The organism is Lactobacillus sp. HBUAS51381, from assembly GCF_012641095.1.
Taxonomy (GTDB): domain Bacteria; phylum Bacillota; class Bacilli; order Lactobacillales; family Lactobacillaceae; genus Levilactobacillus.
Genome location: NZ_JAAVSC010000001.1, coordinates 63707 through 80856 on the forward strand (window position 1 = coordinate 63707; position 17150 = coordinate 80856).

Annotated in this window: 19 protein-coding genes and 1 CRISPR repeat array (1 of these 20 cut by a window edge); of the genes, 15 read left to right on the top strand and 4 right to left on the bottom strand. The window is 50.3% G+C overall.

The window, feature by feature from the left end; translation table 11 throughout:
- Positions 1 to 316: direct repeats of the CRISPR family, unit length 36 nt; unit sequence GGTTCAGACCTTACTTATTTGACTACGGTACGAACC; it begins 50 nt to the left of the window's first position.
- A gap of 160 nt (positions 317 to 476) precedes the next feature.
- The 5 genes from trxA (at position 477) to HEQ50_RS00310 (ending at position 2806) form a co-directional block, all read left to right on the top strand.
- Entirely contained in the window at positions 477 to 803 is a 327-nt protein-coding gene (gene trxA, locus HEQ50_RS00290) for a thioredoxin (RefSeq protein WP_168898465.1), read from the top strand.
- A complete protein-coding gene (locus tag HEQ50_RS00295; protein WP_168898466.1) occupies positions 803 to 1066 on the top strand; it encodes a metal-sensitive transcriptional regulator in 264 nt (87 codons plus the stop codon). Before trxA ends, HEQ50_RS00295 begins: the two co-directional genes overlap by 1 nt.
- A 74-nt stretch (positions 1067 to 1140) precedes the next feature.
- On the top strand, positions 1141 to 1533 hold the full coding sequence (locus HEQ50_RS00300; RefSeq protein ID WP_168898467.1) for a CrcB family protein: 393 nt from the start codon (positions 1141 to 1143) through the stop codon (positions 1531 to 1533).
- Positions 1530 to 1889, top strand: coding sequence for a CrcB family protein (locus HEQ50_RS00305; protein WP_232842634.1), 360 nt, complete (start codon positions 1530 to 1532; stop codon positions 1887 to 1889). The genes HEQ50_RS00300 and HEQ50_RS00305 overlap by 4 nt, the downstream gene beginning before the upstream one ends.
- Positions 1890 to 1966: 77 nt before the next feature.
- On the top strand, positions 1967 to 2806 hold the full coding sequence (locus tag HEQ50_RS00310; RefSeq protein ID WP_168898468.1) for a hypothetical protein: 840 nt from the start codon (positions 1967 to 1969) through the stop codon (positions 2804 to 2806).
- A gap of 170 nt (positions 2807 to 2976) precedes the next feature.
- Here the strand turns inward: HEQ50_RS00310 and HEQ50_RS00315 are convergent, their stop codons facing one another.
- Together HEQ50_RS00315 and HEQ50_RS00320 are read right to left on the bottom strand one after the other, a co-directional pair.
- A complete protein-coding gene (locus tag HEQ50_RS00315) occupies positions 2977 to 3969 on the bottom strand; it encodes an LCP family protein (protein WP_168898469.1) in 993 nt (330 codons plus the stop codon).
- Positions 3970 to 4194: 225 nt separating this feature from the next.
- A complete protein-coding gene (locus tag HEQ50_RS00320; protein WP_168898470.1) occupies positions 4195 to 4668 on the bottom strand; it encodes an S-ribosylhomocysteine lyase in 474 nt (157 codons plus the stop codon).
- An 852-nt stretch (positions 4669 to 5520) separates the two neighbouring features.
- Between HEQ50_RS00320 and HEQ50_RS00325 the strand changes: the two genes are divergently transcribed.
- From HEQ50_RS00325 to HEQ50_RS00360, 8 genes are all read left to right on the top strand, one after another.
- Complete coding sequence (locus HEQ50_RS00325) at positions 5521 to 6615, top strand: hypothetical protein (protein ID WP_211089134.1); 1095 nt, start codon at positions 5521 to 5523, stop codon at positions 6613 to 6615.
- A gap of 147 nt (positions 6616 to 6762) precedes the next feature.
- Positions 6763 to 7869 carry a hypothetical protein gene (locus HEQ50_RS00330; protein ID WP_232842635.1) on the top strand — a complete coding sequence of 369 codons (1107 nt, stop codon included), beginning with the start codon at positions 6763 to 6765 and terminating at the stop codon, positions 7867 to 7869.
- Between the two features lie 359 nt (positions 7870 to 8228).
- Positions 8229 to 9527 (top strand): PTS transporter subunit EIIC, encoded by a 1299-nt coding sequence (locus HEQ50_RS00335; RefSeq protein WP_168898471.1) that lies wholly within the window; start codon positions 8229 to 8231, stop codon positions 9525 to 9527.
- Complete coding sequence (locus tag HEQ50_RS00340) at positions 9517 to 10404, top strand: alpha/beta hydrolase (RefSeq protein ID WP_168898472.1); 888 nt, start codon at positions 9517 to 9519, stop codon at positions 10402 to 10404. Before HEQ50_RS00335 ends, HEQ50_RS00340 begins: the two co-directional genes overlap by 11 nt.
- A gap of 43 nt (positions 10405 to 10447) precedes the next feature.
- Positions 10448 to 11305 carry a LysR family transcriptional regulator gene (locus HEQ50_RS00345; protein ID WP_168898473.1) on the top strand — a complete coding sequence of 286 codons (858 nt, stop codon included), beginning with the start codon at positions 10448 to 10450 and terminating at the stop codon, positions 11303 to 11305.
- Between the two features lie 325 nt (positions 11306 to 11630).
- A complete protein-coding gene (locus HEQ50_RS00350; RefSeq protein ID WP_168898474.1) occupies positions 11631 to 12476 on the top strand; it encodes a sulfite exporter TauE/SafE family protein in 846 nt (281 codons plus the stop codon).
- A complete protein-coding gene (locus tag HEQ50_RS00355; protein ID WP_168898475.1) occupies positions 12476 to 12856 on the top strand; it encodes a DUF1634 domain-containing protein in 381 nt (126 codons plus the stop codon). Before HEQ50_RS00350 ends, HEQ50_RS00355 begins: the two co-directional genes overlap by 1 nt.
- Before the next feature lie 200 nt (positions 12857 to 13056).
- Positions 13057 to 13485 carry a hypothetical protein gene (locus tag HEQ50_RS00360; protein WP_168898476.1) on the top strand — a complete coding sequence of 143 codons (429 nt, stop codon included), beginning with the start codon at positions 13057 to 13059 and terminating at the stop codon, positions 13483 to 13485.
- 254 nt (positions 13486 to 13739) lie between these two features.
- Here the strand turns inward: HEQ50_RS00360 and HEQ50_RS00365 are convergent, their stop codons facing one another.
- A complete protein-coding gene (locus HEQ50_RS00365; protein WP_168898477.1) occupies positions 13740 to 14498 on the bottom strand; it encodes an SDR family oxidoreductase in 759 nt (252 codons plus the stop codon).
- Positions 14499 to 14785: 287 nt separating this feature from the next.
- Between HEQ50_RS00365 and HEQ50_RS00370 the strand changes: the two genes are divergently transcribed.
- On the top strand, positions 14786 to 16006 hold the full coding sequence (locus HEQ50_RS00370) for a multidrug efflux MFS transporter (protein ID WP_168898478.1): 1221 nt from the start codon (positions 14786 to 14788) through the stop codon (positions 16004 to 16006).
- Positions 16007 to 16022: 16 nt separating this feature from the next.
- Complete coding sequence (locus HEQ50_RS00375) at positions 16023 to 16691, top strand: GTP pyrophosphokinase family protein (protein WP_168898479.1); 669 nt, start codon at positions 16023 to 16025, stop codon at positions 16689 to 16691.
- Positions 16692 to 16771: 80 nt separating this feature from the next.
- On the opposite strand, the gene HEQ50_RS00380 is transcribed toward HEQ50_RS00375, so the two are convergent.
- Positions 16772 to 16975, bottom strand: a complete 204-nt coding sequence (locus tag HEQ50_RS00380) for a YjzD family protein (protein WP_168898480.1) — start codon at positions 16973 to 16975, stop codon at positions 16772 to 16774.
- Positions 16976 to 17150 lie beyond the last annotated feature (175 nt).

The window sequence follows — 17150 nt, forward strand, 5'->3', positions numbered from 1 at the left end:
ATATCTCATGCAAAAAGGTTCAGACCTTACTTATTTGACTACGGTACGAACCCAATCTCGACATATCCAACAGGCACGTGTCGGTTCAGACCTTACTTATTTGACTACGGTACGAACCTTTGATGAGATATTTTGGTTCGTTCTTTGTGGTTCAGACCTTACTTATTTGACTACGGTACGAACCTCGGCGAGATACCGAACACTCGCATCTGGAGGTTCAGACCTTACTTATTTGACTACGGTACGAACCCCTACTCGATACTTTTCGAGAAGTGCATCAGGTTCAGATCTTACTTGTTCGGAGTAAGGCCAAAACTTCATTCTAAATTATTATACTGACTAAGTCGTAAGACTGGATAAAGTATTAAAAACTTATTCAGTCTTTTTTTGTGACATCGACCAAGCAAAGGACTAGTCAAAATATACCTATGGGGGTATACTGAGCATATTCATTATTTTGTCAGGAGGATTTGAAGATGCAAGCCATTACGAGTAAAGATTTCGAACATGTGGGTGACGACACGGCCGTTACGGTAGTTGACTTTTGGGCCGACTGGTGTGGGCCATGTAAGATGCAGACGCCGGTCCTAGAAGAACTCGATCGTGACTATGGCGATCAAGTGAAGTTTGCCTCGTTAGATGTCGACCAGAATCAGGAATTGGCACAGTCACTGGGCATCATGAGTATCCCGTCATTGGTGATCTTTAAGAATGGGATGCCGACGGAAAAGGTCGTGGGCTTCCACCCCAAGTCGGCCCTGAAGAAGTATATCGATGAAAAGGTTGCCGAGGTGACGGCCTAATGGTTCAAACCACGTCGAATCAGTTAAAGAACCGATTACGACGCGCGGATGGCCAGCTTCAGGGGATTCTCAAGATGGTCGATGAGGGTCGTGACTGTCAGGAGATCCTAACCCAGTTGGCCGCTGTTCGTTCGGGTGTTGAGCGGATGATGGGCGTCGTGGTGGCAGAGAACGTCAAGCAGTGTGTGGCCCAAGATCAGTTAGATGATCAACAACAGGCCCGGCTACAAGCCGCCTTAGATTTAGTTGTCAAAACGCATTGATTCTCAAAAGTCGCCCTTTGTGGCGGCTTTTTTTGATATAATCGAGGGATGTTTTGTGAAAGGTGGTGCTGGCCATGGCCGAAATCATGGCAATTTTGGGGTGTGCCTTTGTCGGTGGCGCAAGCCGATACTGGTTAGGAACTGTATTGCCCGTAACGGCGGGCTTCCCTTGGGCAACGGTCGCCGTTAATCTGATTGGTAGTGGGGTGCTTGCCTGGTTGTCACACGCCGAGACCATCACGATTAAGTGGCCTAATGCCCTGACGGTGGGGCTGGGTGTCGGTGGCTTAGGAGCCTTCACGACGTTTTCGACGTTTAGTCTGGACACCGTGCGTTTGTTACAAGCACAGGCCTGGTTGCCGGCAGGAATATACATTGTCGTGACCCTAATCGGGGGGATCCTGCTGAGTGGGTTAGGTGTCTGGAGTGCACGCCGATGGTGGCAACTGCCGGGTGATCGGGCATGATGGCCGCGGTCGCCGGACTGGGTGTGGCTGTAGGCGCGCTAGGGCGTTACGCCACGACGCGGGTGGTCACGCGGTTCTATGGTCAGCATTGGCCGCTAGCGACTTTACTGATCAATTGGTTGGGGTGCTTACTCCTCGGCGGCCTCACGGGGTGGCAGATAGGTCAAACGGCCCTCGTATTCCTGGGAACGGGCGTCTTGGGTGGGTTTACGACCTTCTCCACGTTCAGCCACGAGGTGGTCATGCTGGTTGATCAGCGCCGGTTTGGCGCGGTGATCGGGTATTTACTCTTGAGTGTGGTGGGCGGCCTGATACTGGCTGCCAGCGGGCTCTGGTGGGGTCTGCGTTTCCGCTAAAATGAAGAAATCAGTGGCGTTTTACCGTGAACTTTCTTATGATGAAAACAGGTAACTTTACGGAAGGAGTGGCTGTCGTGGCACGAATCGCAACGATTATGAAACAAAATGCCGCACTGCGCCAAAAATTAACGCCAGAAAACCGGGCTTACTGGGATGAACTGGTGGAGCGTCTGCGGCAACAGCCGAAATATGCGGATGAAGGCTTCCTTCAGCGCGAATTACGGGACTTATTGGATGAGGTTATCACGGTGCAAACAGCCGGGCAAACGGCGGCGGATTATCTAGGCGGGGGACCGGCAACGGTGGCCATCGCGTTAGGTAAACTAACGCGACAGCGGCCGTGGTGGCAGAACTGGGATCTGTTAGTGCCGATACTAATATTTACGCTGGGCACGATTCTTCCCGGCGTGATCCTGCCGGCAGTGCCCCTACAACTCTTGTTGGTGGCCGTTCAATATGGGCTATTCCTGGTTGCCATGGGTTTGGGTGTCTGGTTGACTCACCGATTCACGGCTAGGGGGCGCTTGATAGGGTGGCTCGTCATCATCGTGGGCCTGTTGGCGGCGATGGGCTTGGCAGCACGGCTGGTCCCCGCGCGAGGTCTGGTTTATCTGACGCGGGTTGGCGGCAGCTTGACGTTAATCGCATTTGCCTTAGTCGTGACGGGGATAGCCTGGTGGCAGAATCGCCAGCATCCCAATTCCTGGCTGCCCGCGATCTTGGGGAGCCTGTGGATTACGACGTTGTTGGCCCTGTTGGCGCGGTTCCCGTTGACGTCTGGTTTGATGGTCACCTCTGCAGGAAACGTGTTGATTGGCTTAGGGACGTTGCTGGGAGATGCCAGTGTTTTGATTATCGGGTGGCATATTTGGCAGGCACGTCAAAAAGCGGCCAGCTCAAAAGATAAAGATTAAGCGAACGATGAGTCGTGTCCGTTGATAAGCCTTATGGATGCGGGAGCCTGGGCGCAAAAGCCTAGTTAGTCACAGGACCATAAAGTGACGTGTTAATTAGGCCAAAAAGTCTGTCCACGATGCATTGCGGACAGACTTTTTGGTAGAAAATTAAGGATTATCTAGCGCTTCTAAAAGCCCAGGGGATCTAGCGCATCCGTTTGAAACGTGCTGTTAGGCGTGAGCCCCAGCGCTTGGCGAAGATTGGCCGAAACCTTGTTGATCTCGGATTGGGGCGCAATCTGGTAGTCGATGCCGTTGAGCGTCGCGTTTTCGCCCTGAAGCGTTTGGGATTGAATGTGCCGGCTGGTGTGTCCATCCTTAGCTCGGAGCCACATCAGGTCGTCAAACGTCAGATTGGTCTGTAGATTATCGCTCAGTGAGTCCAAAACGGAACGGTAGCGCGTCAGTGAACTCAGGCTAGCTTCCTTGAGAACGAGGGCCTTAATGATCTGGCGTTGCCGCGCTTGGCGTCCATAGTCGCCTAAGGGGTCCTGATCGCGCATTCGAGAATAGGCCAGGGCACTGGCCCCATTGAGGTGAATCCGGTGGCCCTTGACCACGTTGGCTTGTTCATAATGGAAGGTCAGCAGTGGATCGACGGTCACACCCCCCACGGCATTGATCATTTTCTTAAGGCCCCCCATGTTGAGTAAAACGTAATAGTTGATGGGAATGTTAACCAAGTGTTCCACGGTTTTAACGGTTGTGTTTGCCCCGTACAGCGGGTAGGCGGCGTTGATCTTTTCCTCGTCCTGTTGACTACCGTAGATGTTGACGAGGGTGTCACGCGGAATACTGGTTAGTTTCGCCGTCTGTTGTTGGGGGTTAATGGTGGCGACGATGATGGTGTCGGTGCGGCCAACATCGTGCCGTCCTAAAGCACCGGTATCCGTCCCCAACAGTAGGATTGCGAAGGGCTTACCGCTGGCCAGTGCCGCCGTACTGGGCTTCAGTCCGTCGGCGTGGTAGGTTTGAGAAAAGGTCGTTTGTGCCTGTCGCCAAGCCCGCCAGCCGTACAGCCCACCGCCGATGAGTAATAGGCTACATAGAACCAGAATCCACCGGCGAAGGCGATGCCGACGAGGCGTGAATTGTCGTTGTCGTAATGGTGTCTTTTGCATAATGTTCCCTCCCCAATCTCTTAGTCCGCAATCAGTATAGCCATACCGGGTGTGAATGGGGAGAACGGGGCCTTGGTTTTCACGGTTTCTTAGTGATCTTTACTGGAATGAGACGAAATGCTTAACCGATTAGCGTGATCCGATGCGCAAAAAAAGTGGCAACTGGTCAGCTAAACCGATCAGTTGTCACTTTTTCTAAAGCGTACTGGAATCAACGCGGGTTAATTAGATAACTTCACGCTTGAATGGGTCCTTAGAGATACCCTTGTCCAAGATGTCCTTGCTCCATTCCTTAGCGGAGAAGAGACTGTGATCACGGTAGTTCCCACAGCTGTACTTGTCCGTGCCTTGAACGTCCTTCCATTCCGTATCAAAGGCGATGCGGTGTAAGGCGGCTTTTAAGGCCTTAGCCACTTCTTCGGTGGATTGTTCCCCCCAAGTAATCAAGTGGAAACCGGTCCGGCAACCGAATGGTGAGCAGTCAATGACGCCACTCATTTCGTCGCGGAGGTAGCCCGCCAACAGGTGTTCGATCGTATGTAATCCGGCCGTTGGAATGGCGTTGGTGTTGGGTTGAACCAAGCGTAAATCAAAATTAGAGATAACGTCACCCTTCGTCCCAGTTTCGCGCGTAATTAAACGAACGTAAGGTGCCTTAACAGCGGTGTGATCTAGAGTAAAACTTTCAACTTTTGCCATTATGTGCCAACTCCCTTATTCAAAAATAAATGTACGTCCTTACTGTACACCATGAACCGGGCGTGATGCTACTAATTTCCAAGGCCGTATTTAAGTACGCGCATCGCATGGTTCGAAGCTTTAGACTAACGGGTATGTGGTCAATAGTAATTTGGAATGGTGGTCATTGACTAAAGGTTGCCATGCTTCTATAGGCTATAAACGTTGTTGTATCAGGGATTATAACGAGAAAAATAGATTTTGACAGCCCCACAGCCGCTGCTGGCCGCCTGATCGTTCGCCAACCCGCTTAGCACCGATAAGTCATCCAAAAGCAGAATTCCGCCTATCAGCGTTAATGCTCACCAGTTAACCGCCTGTTGTCACACCTTCATCAACGGCTGAGACCAAATTGAAGCCACTCACGGCTACTCGAGACATGAATAAATTACTGTGGATGAACGTTGCCATTCCAGCGGACTTAACATCTATTTAGTGGTTTTTAATCACCGTAACCGGAGGCAGCCAGAGATGTAGGTAGCCGTGACAGCGGTGTTAGCTGTACATCAGCTTACACCGCGGGACGTGTTTGGAGACTGACGGTCTTGGTCAGGCTTCAAACCGAGCCGGAGGACCGCTTCTCAGGCCGCAGGCGGTCCCCACAGCGCCGGAATCTCTGGCAGCCGCAGGTGGTCATTGATGAACAATTTAAAGACATCCAACCTGATTAGCTGGAAGATTTTCAGCGTTTGTGAATTTTCAATCTTCAGTCATTAACCTAACGAAATACGGTTCTTGGTCGTAAAAGTATAGGTGCGGTATACTTAAAGGTGTTAATTCATGATGACATCATCTAAAACTATAGAAAGGAAAATGATTGTGAAGTGGTTGCAAGTGGGGTTAGTGACACTGTTGGGGATGGTTCTTGGGTTTATGCCGGGGACGACGGCACAAGCCTATCATGTGGTTCATCAGCGTTCGTCAGCCTTGCAGGTGGGACGATTGCGGGTCGTCAACGACCGTGCTGTGCACAATGTGAAAGTACCAAAGCGGTACCAAACGGCGCGGCACCCCCACGGTCTTAATCAAATTAAGAGCGACAAGGGAACACCGGTCACATTTACGACGAAATACCTCCTCCCGTATCCGGGGTATCGGCATCAGGCCTGGGGCAATCCGCAGAGCGTTGCCACGACCGGCCGCTATCTGTATGTGGTCTACTGTCCGACCGCGTGGAAGAATCGGGGACGGATTGTGCGGTACGACTTGCAGGCACTAACTGCAATGCACGCGACGCCCCAGGCTATTCAGCGGGCTTATACATCGCATAAAGCACTGTCCAAGCAGGTTCGTCGTGCAGTAAAGGTTGGTCCGGCTTTCACGACGGGTCACGGGCAATCGTTAGCCTATAATTGGCAAAAGCATCGACTCTACATGTGGTGTGACCGGGAATCAGCGCCGCGAGTGCCCACAAGCCAATATGGTTATATTTCACAAATCGGTGGGCAACGGCTCAAACCGATTCATCAGATTCGTTTTCGACTCAAACAGGGAAGATTCGCAGTTCCCGGTGGTCACGTGTTGACATTTGACCACGCAGGTCACGCCTACTTCTGGTCACGGCCCACGCAGAGTCGGGTCTACATCTACAAAGGGATGGTGACCGCTAAACACGTCAGCTTTCGGTTAACGCATCAGGTCTTGCGTACGGGGCCCGGGACGCGGGTTCAAAGTATGGCCTACAGTCAGCGGACGCATCGCTTGTATTTAGTGGCTGATGACTCGATTGCCAATTTGCCGGCAGCCAAGCTCAATGGCAAGGGTCATTTGACGGCGCAAAATGTGAAGTGGAATCGGTTCACGCCTCGTCGGGAATTCGAGGGCCTAACCTTTGCGCGAAATGGGCGGGCTTATTTGCTCAGCAACCATAACCCAGAGATTTTGACGAGCAATCGGCTCAACTGGTAGGCGGCCGGATATTTCGACAGTGTTAGCGTGAGAATCAGGTGGATGTGGTGGTCGCCAGAATTTAGTAAGTTGAGTGAGAAATATAAATAGCCTAATCCCGCCCTTAATGACAATCGCTTTATACTGATTGAAATATGGGGGTGAGTGATGATGCGAAGAATTTATCTATGGGGAGCCATCATCTTTGGACTGAGCTGTGGGGTAGCGCTGGCGCCCAGTCCGGTGCGGGCGATGACAACGGTCAATCAGGACACGGCCGCGTTAACGGTTTCAACAGATCGGCGAACGCTCGATGATACACAGGTTCACTTCGTTACGGTACCCAGTCAATACGCACAGGCGGCCAATCCACACGGTATCAATACAATTGCCAGCGATCAAGGATCGGCCGTCACCTTTACCACGAAATACCTCTTACCGATTCCGGGCTACCACCATCAAGCTTGGGGAGATCCACAGAGTATGACCGTGGTTGGCCATAACCTTTACGTGGTCTATTGTCCAACGGCTTGGCATAACCGGGGGCGCATTGTTCGCTTTAATATGGCGAAGTTGGCCAGTCTAAAGGCGACACCGCGTCAAATTCAGGCCGTCTATACACGAGCAGCCAATTCATCGGCATCCGAAAGAAAGATTCGAACGGCTATCACGGTTGGCCCAGCGTTTGTGACGGGGCACGGCCAATCGCTGGCCTACAATTGGAAAACGCATCAGCTCTACATGTGGTGTGATCGTGAGTCGGCGCCACGGATTCCGATAAATCAATATGGGTATCTCCAGCAAATGAGTGCTACGACGCTCAAGCCGGTTCAGCGGATTCGTTTCCGGCTGCGATCCGGGGATTTTGCGGTTCCTGGGGGCCACGTTTTGGCGTTTGACCATCAGGGACGGGCGTATTTCTGGACACGTCCGGCTAGTGGCGGCGTCGATATTTATCAAGGAAGAATTCGGGGGCATCACGTTCACTTTCGGTTAACCGACCAGAATCTGGCGTACGGTCCGGGTACCTGCGTTCAGAGTATGGCCTTTAATCCCCACAACGACTGCCTTTATCTGGTAGCGGACGATTCGATCGCCAGCTTACCGGTGGCCAAGCTGGCGGGGCGGGGGCATTTGACCAGTCAAGATGTCACGTGGACGCATTTCGCTTCCGAGCGTGAGTTTGAGGGCTTGAGCTTTAGCAAGGATGGGCAGGCTTATCTGTTGAGTAACCATCAGCCGGAGGTTTTAGTCGGTCATTCGCTGAGCTGGTAACCGAATACGTTGAAAGCAGAGCTATGAGCATGACCTACTTGGCGCGGCATCGCTAATGCGGTGGACGTTTCTACAAGTTAACTTTGGCGACATGAGGCGTCTGGGTGCTATCCCGGACGCCTTTTAAGATGACTAATTTTATAATTAGCCCTGTAAATTGTTTTGGCGGCTTTGTTAAAATAAATCCGGTAAGCTAAATGTACTTAAAAGTGTCGAGGGAGAGTTGATGTCCAAGATTATATTTGTACAGACAGCGTGTTCTCTAAATGTTTAATATTTTAAAATTTGTAAGACGTTTGCCGCCCGCTTTCAGCTAAATTCCGTATAATGAAATTAACTGTGAAGTTGGGGGCATGGGAATGGTTGGACGATTACGAGGACTCTGGCGACTTAATCAACGAATGAATCAGTGGCGAGCGATGCGTGCGGTACGTGAAGCCTTGCGAGTGGCGTATCCGTTTATCTTGGTCATGGCATTTGTTGACGTTGTCGGTCAGGGTTTTCTAGCGAAGAGTGGTTTCTTTTTTCATATTTATCATGTTGGGCAATGGCTACCGGGCATCGCGTTGTGGCGGCAAGGCTTGCAGGCGGCCAGCGTTGTGGTTAACGGTCTGGTTGCCGTCATGATTGCCTTTACGACCGGCCATTATTTGGCGCGAACGTACCACACGGAACCGCTCGCTGTGGGGATGATGAGTGCCTTGGCTTTTTTGACACTCAATGTGAACTATGAGGCTTTGAGTCAAGGTGGCCACGGCAATAGCGCACATTTTTTGTTTGCCAATTTAGGCCCACAGGGTATCTTTCTCGCCATTATCGTGGGGCTTGGTGTGGGGTGGTTGGCTAGTCATCTGATGAAAGGTCTGGCTAAATGGGGGTTGCGCCACCGTCAGACGCCAATCTCGTGGACCGGCCGGATTGCCTGGTCGTTGGTGGTTGTCTTGACCTTGACCGTCGTAATTGGCTATGCGCTCAGTTGGTTTATCGGTGGTGGCATTAATAATTTAGTTTATCTGGCCTTACAAACGCTCAATACGAACGTGGGTCACGAGGGTCTCCGGATTCTGGCGGTTACGGCACTCAGCAACTGTCTGTGGTGGTTGGGATTAATTGGGCCCATTGATGTCGCCGGGAATAGTTCGGTGACGTCCCTACAAAATCTCGCCTACGCTGCGCAGCATGGGTCCGGATGGGGCGCACCGCATCCGATTACACTCCATACGCTGGGGGATGCCTACGCTAACTTCGGTGGTGCCGGCATGACCTTAGCGTTGGTGATTGCGATTTGGATTGGTTCGCGTCAGCCGAGTTATCGGCGGATCGCTAATCAGACGGCGTTACCGAACCTTTTGAACTTAAATGAAGCGACACTCTTGGGGTTACCCTTGCTATTTAACCCCGTGCTACTGATTCCGTTTGTGGTGGCGCCGGCCGTTAACATGGCGTTAGCTTGGGCCGCCATCTCGTGGAAATTAGTGCCACCAATTGTCTATCCGGTGCCACGAACGACGCCGGGGCCGCTGGTCGCCTATTTAGGAACGGGGGGTGATTGGCGGGCGTTAGTCTTGAGTCTGGTTTGTTTAAGCGTGTCGGTAATCATCTACTTGCCATTTGTCCGCTTACTCAATGATGAAGGGGGTGCGGACCATGCGGCATAGTTGGTGGCGGTGGTTGCTGGTGCTGCTCGTGGTGCTGGCAATCTTTGTGCCCAGTCAGATCTGGTTAAAGCAACGTGTGACGCATTATAAATCGAACTACAAGACGCCGTTAAATCCCACAATTATGGTGCCCGGGTCGAGTGCCAGTCAGAACCGGTTCGACGCCTTAATTACGCAGCTACGAAAAGAAACCAAGACCACACATAGCGTGCTAAAGGTTCGCGTTGCTGAAGACGGCCAAATTACCTATACCGGGGCGATTAAACGGGGAGATAACCAGCCGTTTATTGTGATTGCTTTCGAAAATAATCGTGACGGGTATCAGAATATTAATAAACAGGCGAAGTGGCTAAATCTAGCGTTTAAGGATCTAGTCAAGACGTATCATTTCAACCATTTTTCGATGCTCGGACATTCGAATGGTGGCCTCATCCTCAGTACCTTTCTGGAAAAATATCTAGCGGAGACGCCGCGTGTGAGACCCGAACGACTAATGACGATCGCAACACCTTACAACATGGAATCCGACAGCACGACCAAACAGACGGCCATTCTGCGGGAATTAATCAAGGGCCGGTCGCATTTGCCGAAGAAGCTCACGGTTTATTCCGTTGCTGGAACCGAGAATTATTCCAGTGATGGTACGGTACCGGCCAATAGTGTCAATCAAGGCAAGTATGTCTTTCAGAATCAAGTGGCGCACTATACCCAGATTACGGTGACCGGGGATAATACCACGCATTCAGACCTTCCTCAGAACAAACAGATCGTCCTCTTGATTCGGCAGTATCTCTTAAAGGAGGTTCTCCCAAGCAAGGAGCGCTTGCCAGTTAATCAGTCGCGTAGCAGTGATATCAACGATACGGATTTGCCCTAATCTCTGATATAATAGTGAAAACCGGATGGGGAGGTCGCTGAACATGAACTTTCGGCAACTGGAATATTTCTTAGCCGTTGCGGACGCTGGTCAGATTACAGCGGCCGCCCGGCAATTGCATATGGCCCAGCCACCGCTAAGCTATCAGATCAAACGTCTGGAAAGCGAATTGGGTGTCGAACTACTTCGGCGCTCGTCCAATGGGGTGACCGTGACGCCCGCTGGACAACTCCTACGGGATTATGCGCATCAGCTGTTAGATCTGCGAGAGCGGGCCGATAATCAGGTGCGATCACTGGGACAAGGTCTCGCAGGTACCTTATCGGTAGGGGTGATTTCGTCGTCGATTGGCGCCACGCCCAACGCTAAGCTCCGCACGTTAACGCGCCACTATCCCAAGGTTCAGTTACGTTTGGTGGAGGACAATACGTATGGGTTACTTGATCGACTAGCGAAACATTTGATTGACGTTGCCATCGTACGAACGCCGTTTTCTGATTCGGGCTTAGCCAGCAAGAAACTGGTTACGGAAGATATGGTTGCCGTGGTCCCTCAGAAATACGATCACTTTGCGGGGGCCACGATCCAAGTCACGGATTTGGCCGATGTTCCTCTGATTATTTATCGCCGGTTTGAACAACTTTTTCAGATCACTTTTACGGCGCAGGAAATTCAGCCCTTTATTGCCTGTACTTGCGATGATGCCCGTACGGCGGTGCAATGGGCCGATGCCCGGATGGGAGTGGCAGTGGTTCCACAGACGGTAGCCGAAGAGATCAGCGGGGCCAACACGGCGATTCGCCCAATTAGGTACCGTCCCTGGCGAACAACCTTGAAGCTAGTGTGGCCGGCTGATATGACACCGAGTCCACTGTTACAACGGTTTATAGATAGCTATTAGGCATAGATTAAATACAAATTAAGCGTTCTTGCCATATTATTAAAGTATGGCAAGAGCGCTTTTTCTGTAACCGGTTTAATGCGGTTGATAGCGGAGCTAACGGCAGGGATGCATTGGCATAATGGGAAAGATGATAAAAAACAAGCAATGTGCGACTGATCACTAATAGACTTAATTTCGTCACTAAAATCCGGTCATCTCTAGAGTTCCAGTTTGTTTTCTAATGTGCATGAACCGTGCTTATTTCTTTCATTATGCCTTGCCCCCAACGGCCTAAAAGTTGATAATCAATGTCGTAGATTGATTCATGAGGAGGAACCAACAAATGATTCAAACAGCCTTAATCATGATTGGCGTGGGCATCTTTGCCGGTATCGCGGGGGCTATCCTGGGTATTGGTGGCGGGATGATCATCACGCCGATCCTTACCCTGGGGATGGGCTTAAATATTAAATACGCAATTGGGGCCAGTATCATTGCCGTCATTGCGACGAGTTCGGGCTCCACGATTGCTTATTTGCGGGATAACGTCCTGAACTTGCGCGTGGCGATGTTTTTGGAAATTGCGACGACCATCGGGGCCATTGTCGGCGCTTTGCTGACGGGGGTCTTGGATCCCAAGTATTTGTATTTGCTATTCGGCTGCCTGCTCGTTTTCTCTGGGTGGAACATGTATCGTAAATTACGACGGGGACAGGAAGTGTTACAGCGCGTTGAACCCGATAAGATTGCCAGTAAGCTCAAGCTCAACGGAACTTATTATGACAAAGCGGAAATGAAAAATATCGACTATCAAGTCGAAAATGTTCCAGCTGGGTTCTCCGTCATGTTTGGTGCGGGCGTAGCTAGTGGCTTGTTGGGGATTGGGTCCGGCGCCTTCAAGGTGATGGCCATGGATACCTTTATGAAGATGCCCCTCAAGCCCTCTAGCTCAACGTCTAACCTGATGATGGGGGTAACGGCGGCAGCGAGTGCCACGGTGTACTTCTTTAACGGCTCCATTCTGCCAGGGATTGCTGTGCCCCTGGCTTTAGGCATTCTGGGTGGTGCCGTGATTGGTTCTCGAATCATGCAGGTGTTACCCGCACGCTGGATTCGAATGATCTTTATTCCAATTATCCTCTATATTGGAATTGAAATGTTACTGAAGGGATTGGGGGTACACTTCTAATGCCAGAAAAAACAAATGCAACGGCGACAGAAATGGCGCAAGTCGAAACCATCATCGGCCGGATTCTCCAGGTGGGGGTGATCTTCTCGGCGATTGTCATGGGCATTGGTTTAATCATATTCTTGGCAACCGGGGAGTCAGGCTATGCCGGGAACACGGTGCCGCTGACGATGGGAGCCATTCTTCTGGGAACGTGGCAATTGAAGGCCTACGCCGTCATGATGCTCGGCATGTACTGCTTGATTTTGACTCCCGTTTTACGCGTGGTCGTCTCTATCTATGCGTTTTATAAGGAACACGATCACCTGTACGTGGCGATTACTACCTTGGTTTTGATCATCTTGATGGTAGCGTTGCTGATTGGCGTCACCGGAAAATAAGGGTCGTGGAAAATGATAAGTGCCAGAAATTGGTTTCAGGGGGCGGTTTATACCGGCCCCTTTTTCTTGATTATTAATCTCGTATATAGCCGGCGTATTATAAAATTTATAGGGTAAAGTACTTGCTAATCACGAACTGATTGCTTAACATTGTAAACATCAAGAGCAGTTGCATAGGATTTTGAGAGGAGCTGGCGACAGTGTTGAAACGAATGATGTGGTTAGTTGGATTATTAGGACTACTAGGTAGCATTGGACTGACGGCACCTGCACAGGCAGCCACTTGGCATCACGGGACGCCGAGGGTTTTACGAGGAGTCTATCAGTCAACGACGCCAATTGGGAAGCATTCGGCGGCAGGATTTGCACCGGTGGTTAGCATTAAGGCCAAGACGTTTAGTCTCGGGATTTCCAATTATCCGGAACAACTAGTTAAGCATCTTAAATACCGACGTGTGCATGGCCGTTACCAATTCAAAGGAACGATGAAGCATATCGGATTTGTTAAGGGTGGCAAGGTCACATTTGGCTTGAAAAAGAAGGGGCACAACCTCTACTTTGTGAAGAAGCATGGCAATAACCTTGTGATGCCAGATCGCTTTAAGCAAATGACGCATGCGAGGAGATAATGAACAGAGACGTTAGCCCTGGTTAGGTCTATTCGAGCATTGGATGAACTCAAGTTTAAAGCGTTATCGGTGATTAGGTTCGTGTGCCGTTATCAATTCGGTGGTGGAATACCTTGAAGTATCTTAGGTAAGACGTGTGACCTTATTGCTGATAACAAAAATACCCCGCTCAAATCGGCATGATGCCAATTCGAGCGGGGTATTGTACACCGACCAGTCGGCCAGTGACTTTTATATTTACAGGAGTTTAAGGTTTATTGAGCGGTGTAACCACCGTCAACAACGAATTCGGCACCGGTAGCGAACTTGGATTCGTCAGAACCTAAGTAGACACAGATCCAGGCGATATCGTTAGGTTCACCGATGTGGCCCATTGGCGTCTTGGTCCGGTCTGACATAGCAGCTTCGGCACCAGGAAGATCGTCAACTAATGGCGTCTTGATGTAGCCTGGGTGAACAGTGTTAACCCGAACATCGTAGTCCTTCAAAGCACAGTCAACAGCGGCTGACTTGGACATGATCCGAACGGCACCCTTAGAAGCGTTGTAAGCACCCAAGTTAGGGTCCCCAACGAGGCCTTCGATGGAAGAAATGTTGATGATGGATGCGCCGAGGTTCTTGTTCTTCATCCGTTGAATCCCAAGACGGGTCCCATAGAAGACACCATCCAAGTTAACGGCTAATTGCTTCTTCCATTCTTCAGTCGTGGTGTTTTCAACACTCTTGTTAACGGCCATACCGGCGTTGTTAACGATCGTGGTTACAGGGCCAAAGGCTTTTTCAGTCGTGTCGAACAACTTCGTCCAGCCATCTTCGTCAGTTGCATCGTGTTGGACGAAACGGATAACATCTGGGCCACCAATGCTCTTAGCTGCCTTTTCACCAACGTCACTGTGACGTCCAGTGATAACAACCTTGGCGCCTTCTTCAACGAATTTGTCAGCAACAGCCAACCCAATTCCGAGAGTACCACCAGTAACGATTGCAACTTTTCCATCTAAACGATGTGCCATTTGTATTACCTCCAAAAATTTTGTGATCTGCGTCATGTGTTTTGCTGAATCCTCGATGAAGCGGTTCAACGATTAAACGAGGGGTGCCATTAGCACCGTCAACAAAAGTATAAGTGAACAACGTCACATGCTTGTCACCTATTATGAAACAAAACCATCAAAATTCCAACCCTTTTATTAAAAAAATTTACAAAATTTTTTGACGGGCATGTTATCGGCTTCACACCGGGAATTATGCTACACTAATAGATAATGTTATTTTAGCAAAGTGAAGAGGTGAGGGCGTCGTGGGCACACGAAAACCTGAACAATGGCGGCGAAATTTAGCCGTACTATGGTTAGGAACATTTATCGCGGGGATGGGTTTCAGCGAAGTCATGCCCTTTTTGTCATTGTACGTGGATGATCTCGGAACGTTTACCAAGGGCCAACTGACCATCTATAGTGGCGTGACCTACGCGGTGACTTTTCTGGTCATTGCCTTAGTCTCGCCGTTGTGGGGGAAACTGGCCGATACCAAGGGCCGTAAAATTATGTTGTTGCGGTCATCGTTCGGGATGGCTATTGTGATTGGGCTAATGGGGTTTGTTAGTAATGTTTGGCAACTAATTGGTCTTCGGTTTCTACAAGGGTTCTTTGCGGGGTACATCCCCAACGCTACCGCCCTGATTGCGGCGGAGACTCCTCGGGAGAAGAGTGGCAATGCCCTGGGTATTCTGACCACCGGTTACGTGAGTGGGAACCTCATTGGGCCGGTGCTGGGTGGGATCTTAGCTCAGGTCTTTTCCATTCGCTGGACGTTTATTTTAACCGGGATCTTTTTGATTATCGTGTTCTTTTTAAGTGCCACGATGGTTCATGAGCACTTCACGCCGATTACGCGCGACCAGCAAGAGCAGTCGGGCAGTTGGCTACATAGGGTTAAACGCCCCAAGCTGATTCTCGTCCTTCTCGTATCAACGATGATTATTCAGATGGGGAACAATTCGATTACGCCCATTATCAGCCTGTACGTCAAACAATTGATGCATGGGGTGGGCCCCATCACGTTGGTGGCCGGAATTATCGCCGCGTTGCCGGGAATCTCAACCTTGTTAGCGGCCCCCAAACTGGGAGAATACGGCGATCGGCGGGGGACTAGTCGTGTCTTAGTCTTCGGCTACATTTTCGCCGTCCTGATGTATTTCCCTCAAGGGTTCGTCACGAGTGTGTGGCTACTGGGAATTTTTCGGTTTATGATTGGGGTGTCCGATGGCGCGTTGTTCCCGGCCGTTCAGACGCTTTTAACGAAGAATTCACCACAGGAACTCACCGGAACCGTCTTCAGTTGGAATCAGTCGTTCCAGGCACTGGGGAGCATGTTAGGCTCGTTGCTGGGGGGCTTCGTGGCCAATATTTTCAACTATAACGGCGTGTTTACGTTTACGGCGATTACGCTGTTATTGAACTTCCTACTGTTATGGTGGGTCGTTCCCGAGATTCGGCAGTTTCGGCATCAAAAAGGGTAACTAGGAAGGATTATTTATGGCTAACGAGAATTTACCAACACAGTTTGCGGAGGATCCGACATCGTTGGCGAGCGTCGCGACTTTTCGCCGCCTCATGTTGGATTACAATAGTGCGGTTAAAGTGGTCCGAACCAAGATTGAGTATTTGGACCAGGAATATCAAATTATACATGGTCACACACTGGTGGATAGTTTACAATCACGAATCAAGTCGCCAGAGAGTATTTTGGAAAAGGTGCAACGGAAACATTTCCGATTCGATCTCAAGACGCTACCGGCCGAGATGCACGACATTGCCGGTGTGCGGATTATCGTGCGGTTTGAGGATGATATCTTGGCGATGGAGAGTCGCCTGGAGAAGCAACCGGATATTCAGATTTTACGGCGCAAGGACTATATCACCCATCCCAAGCCCAACGGTTATCGCAGTTTACACCTGATCTTATCAGTTCCCGTCTATCTGGATGCCGGCGTGGAACCGGTCAAGGTGGAGGTTCAGATCCGAACGATTGCCATGAATTTCTGGGCGTCGCTGGAACATGAGCTAAATTATAAGAAGAATGTTCAGCACCAAGAAGAATTGCGCCAAGAGCTGATTGCTAAAGCCAAACTGGTTCACCAGTTGGATCAGGACATGAACGCGATTAAAAACCAAATTCGGGCGGAGGACGCCCAGAATCTTTAAACGTAGGGTTCTGAGCGCAACAAAAAAACCCTGGCAAATCCGCCAAGGTCGGTTGTTTCGGTCATGATTATTGTGAACGCTTATTTACCTTCAGAAGTCTTGACGTCGCTACGGCCGAGTAATGTAATCCCATTGACGGCGATAACGGCGACTACGGCCATCGTGATGCCAATAGTCGTTGGGTCGTAAGTCATATCCTTCAAGGTACCAGCGATATAACCAACGACTTCACCGAAGATAACTGCCCAAAAAATCACGACTAAATTAGATGCTAACCACTTCACACGCGTCACCTCACAATCGTTATTAGTTTAACACGATTCGCGAGTTGCGGGTAGCTATAATTTTGTTAAGGGGCGCAAATACCCGGCCTGATGCGGTTGAGTTGCGGTGATCGCAACTTTTCTGTATAATACTGAATAATTAAATTAAAGATGGTTGAAGCGACTGCTTTCAAGA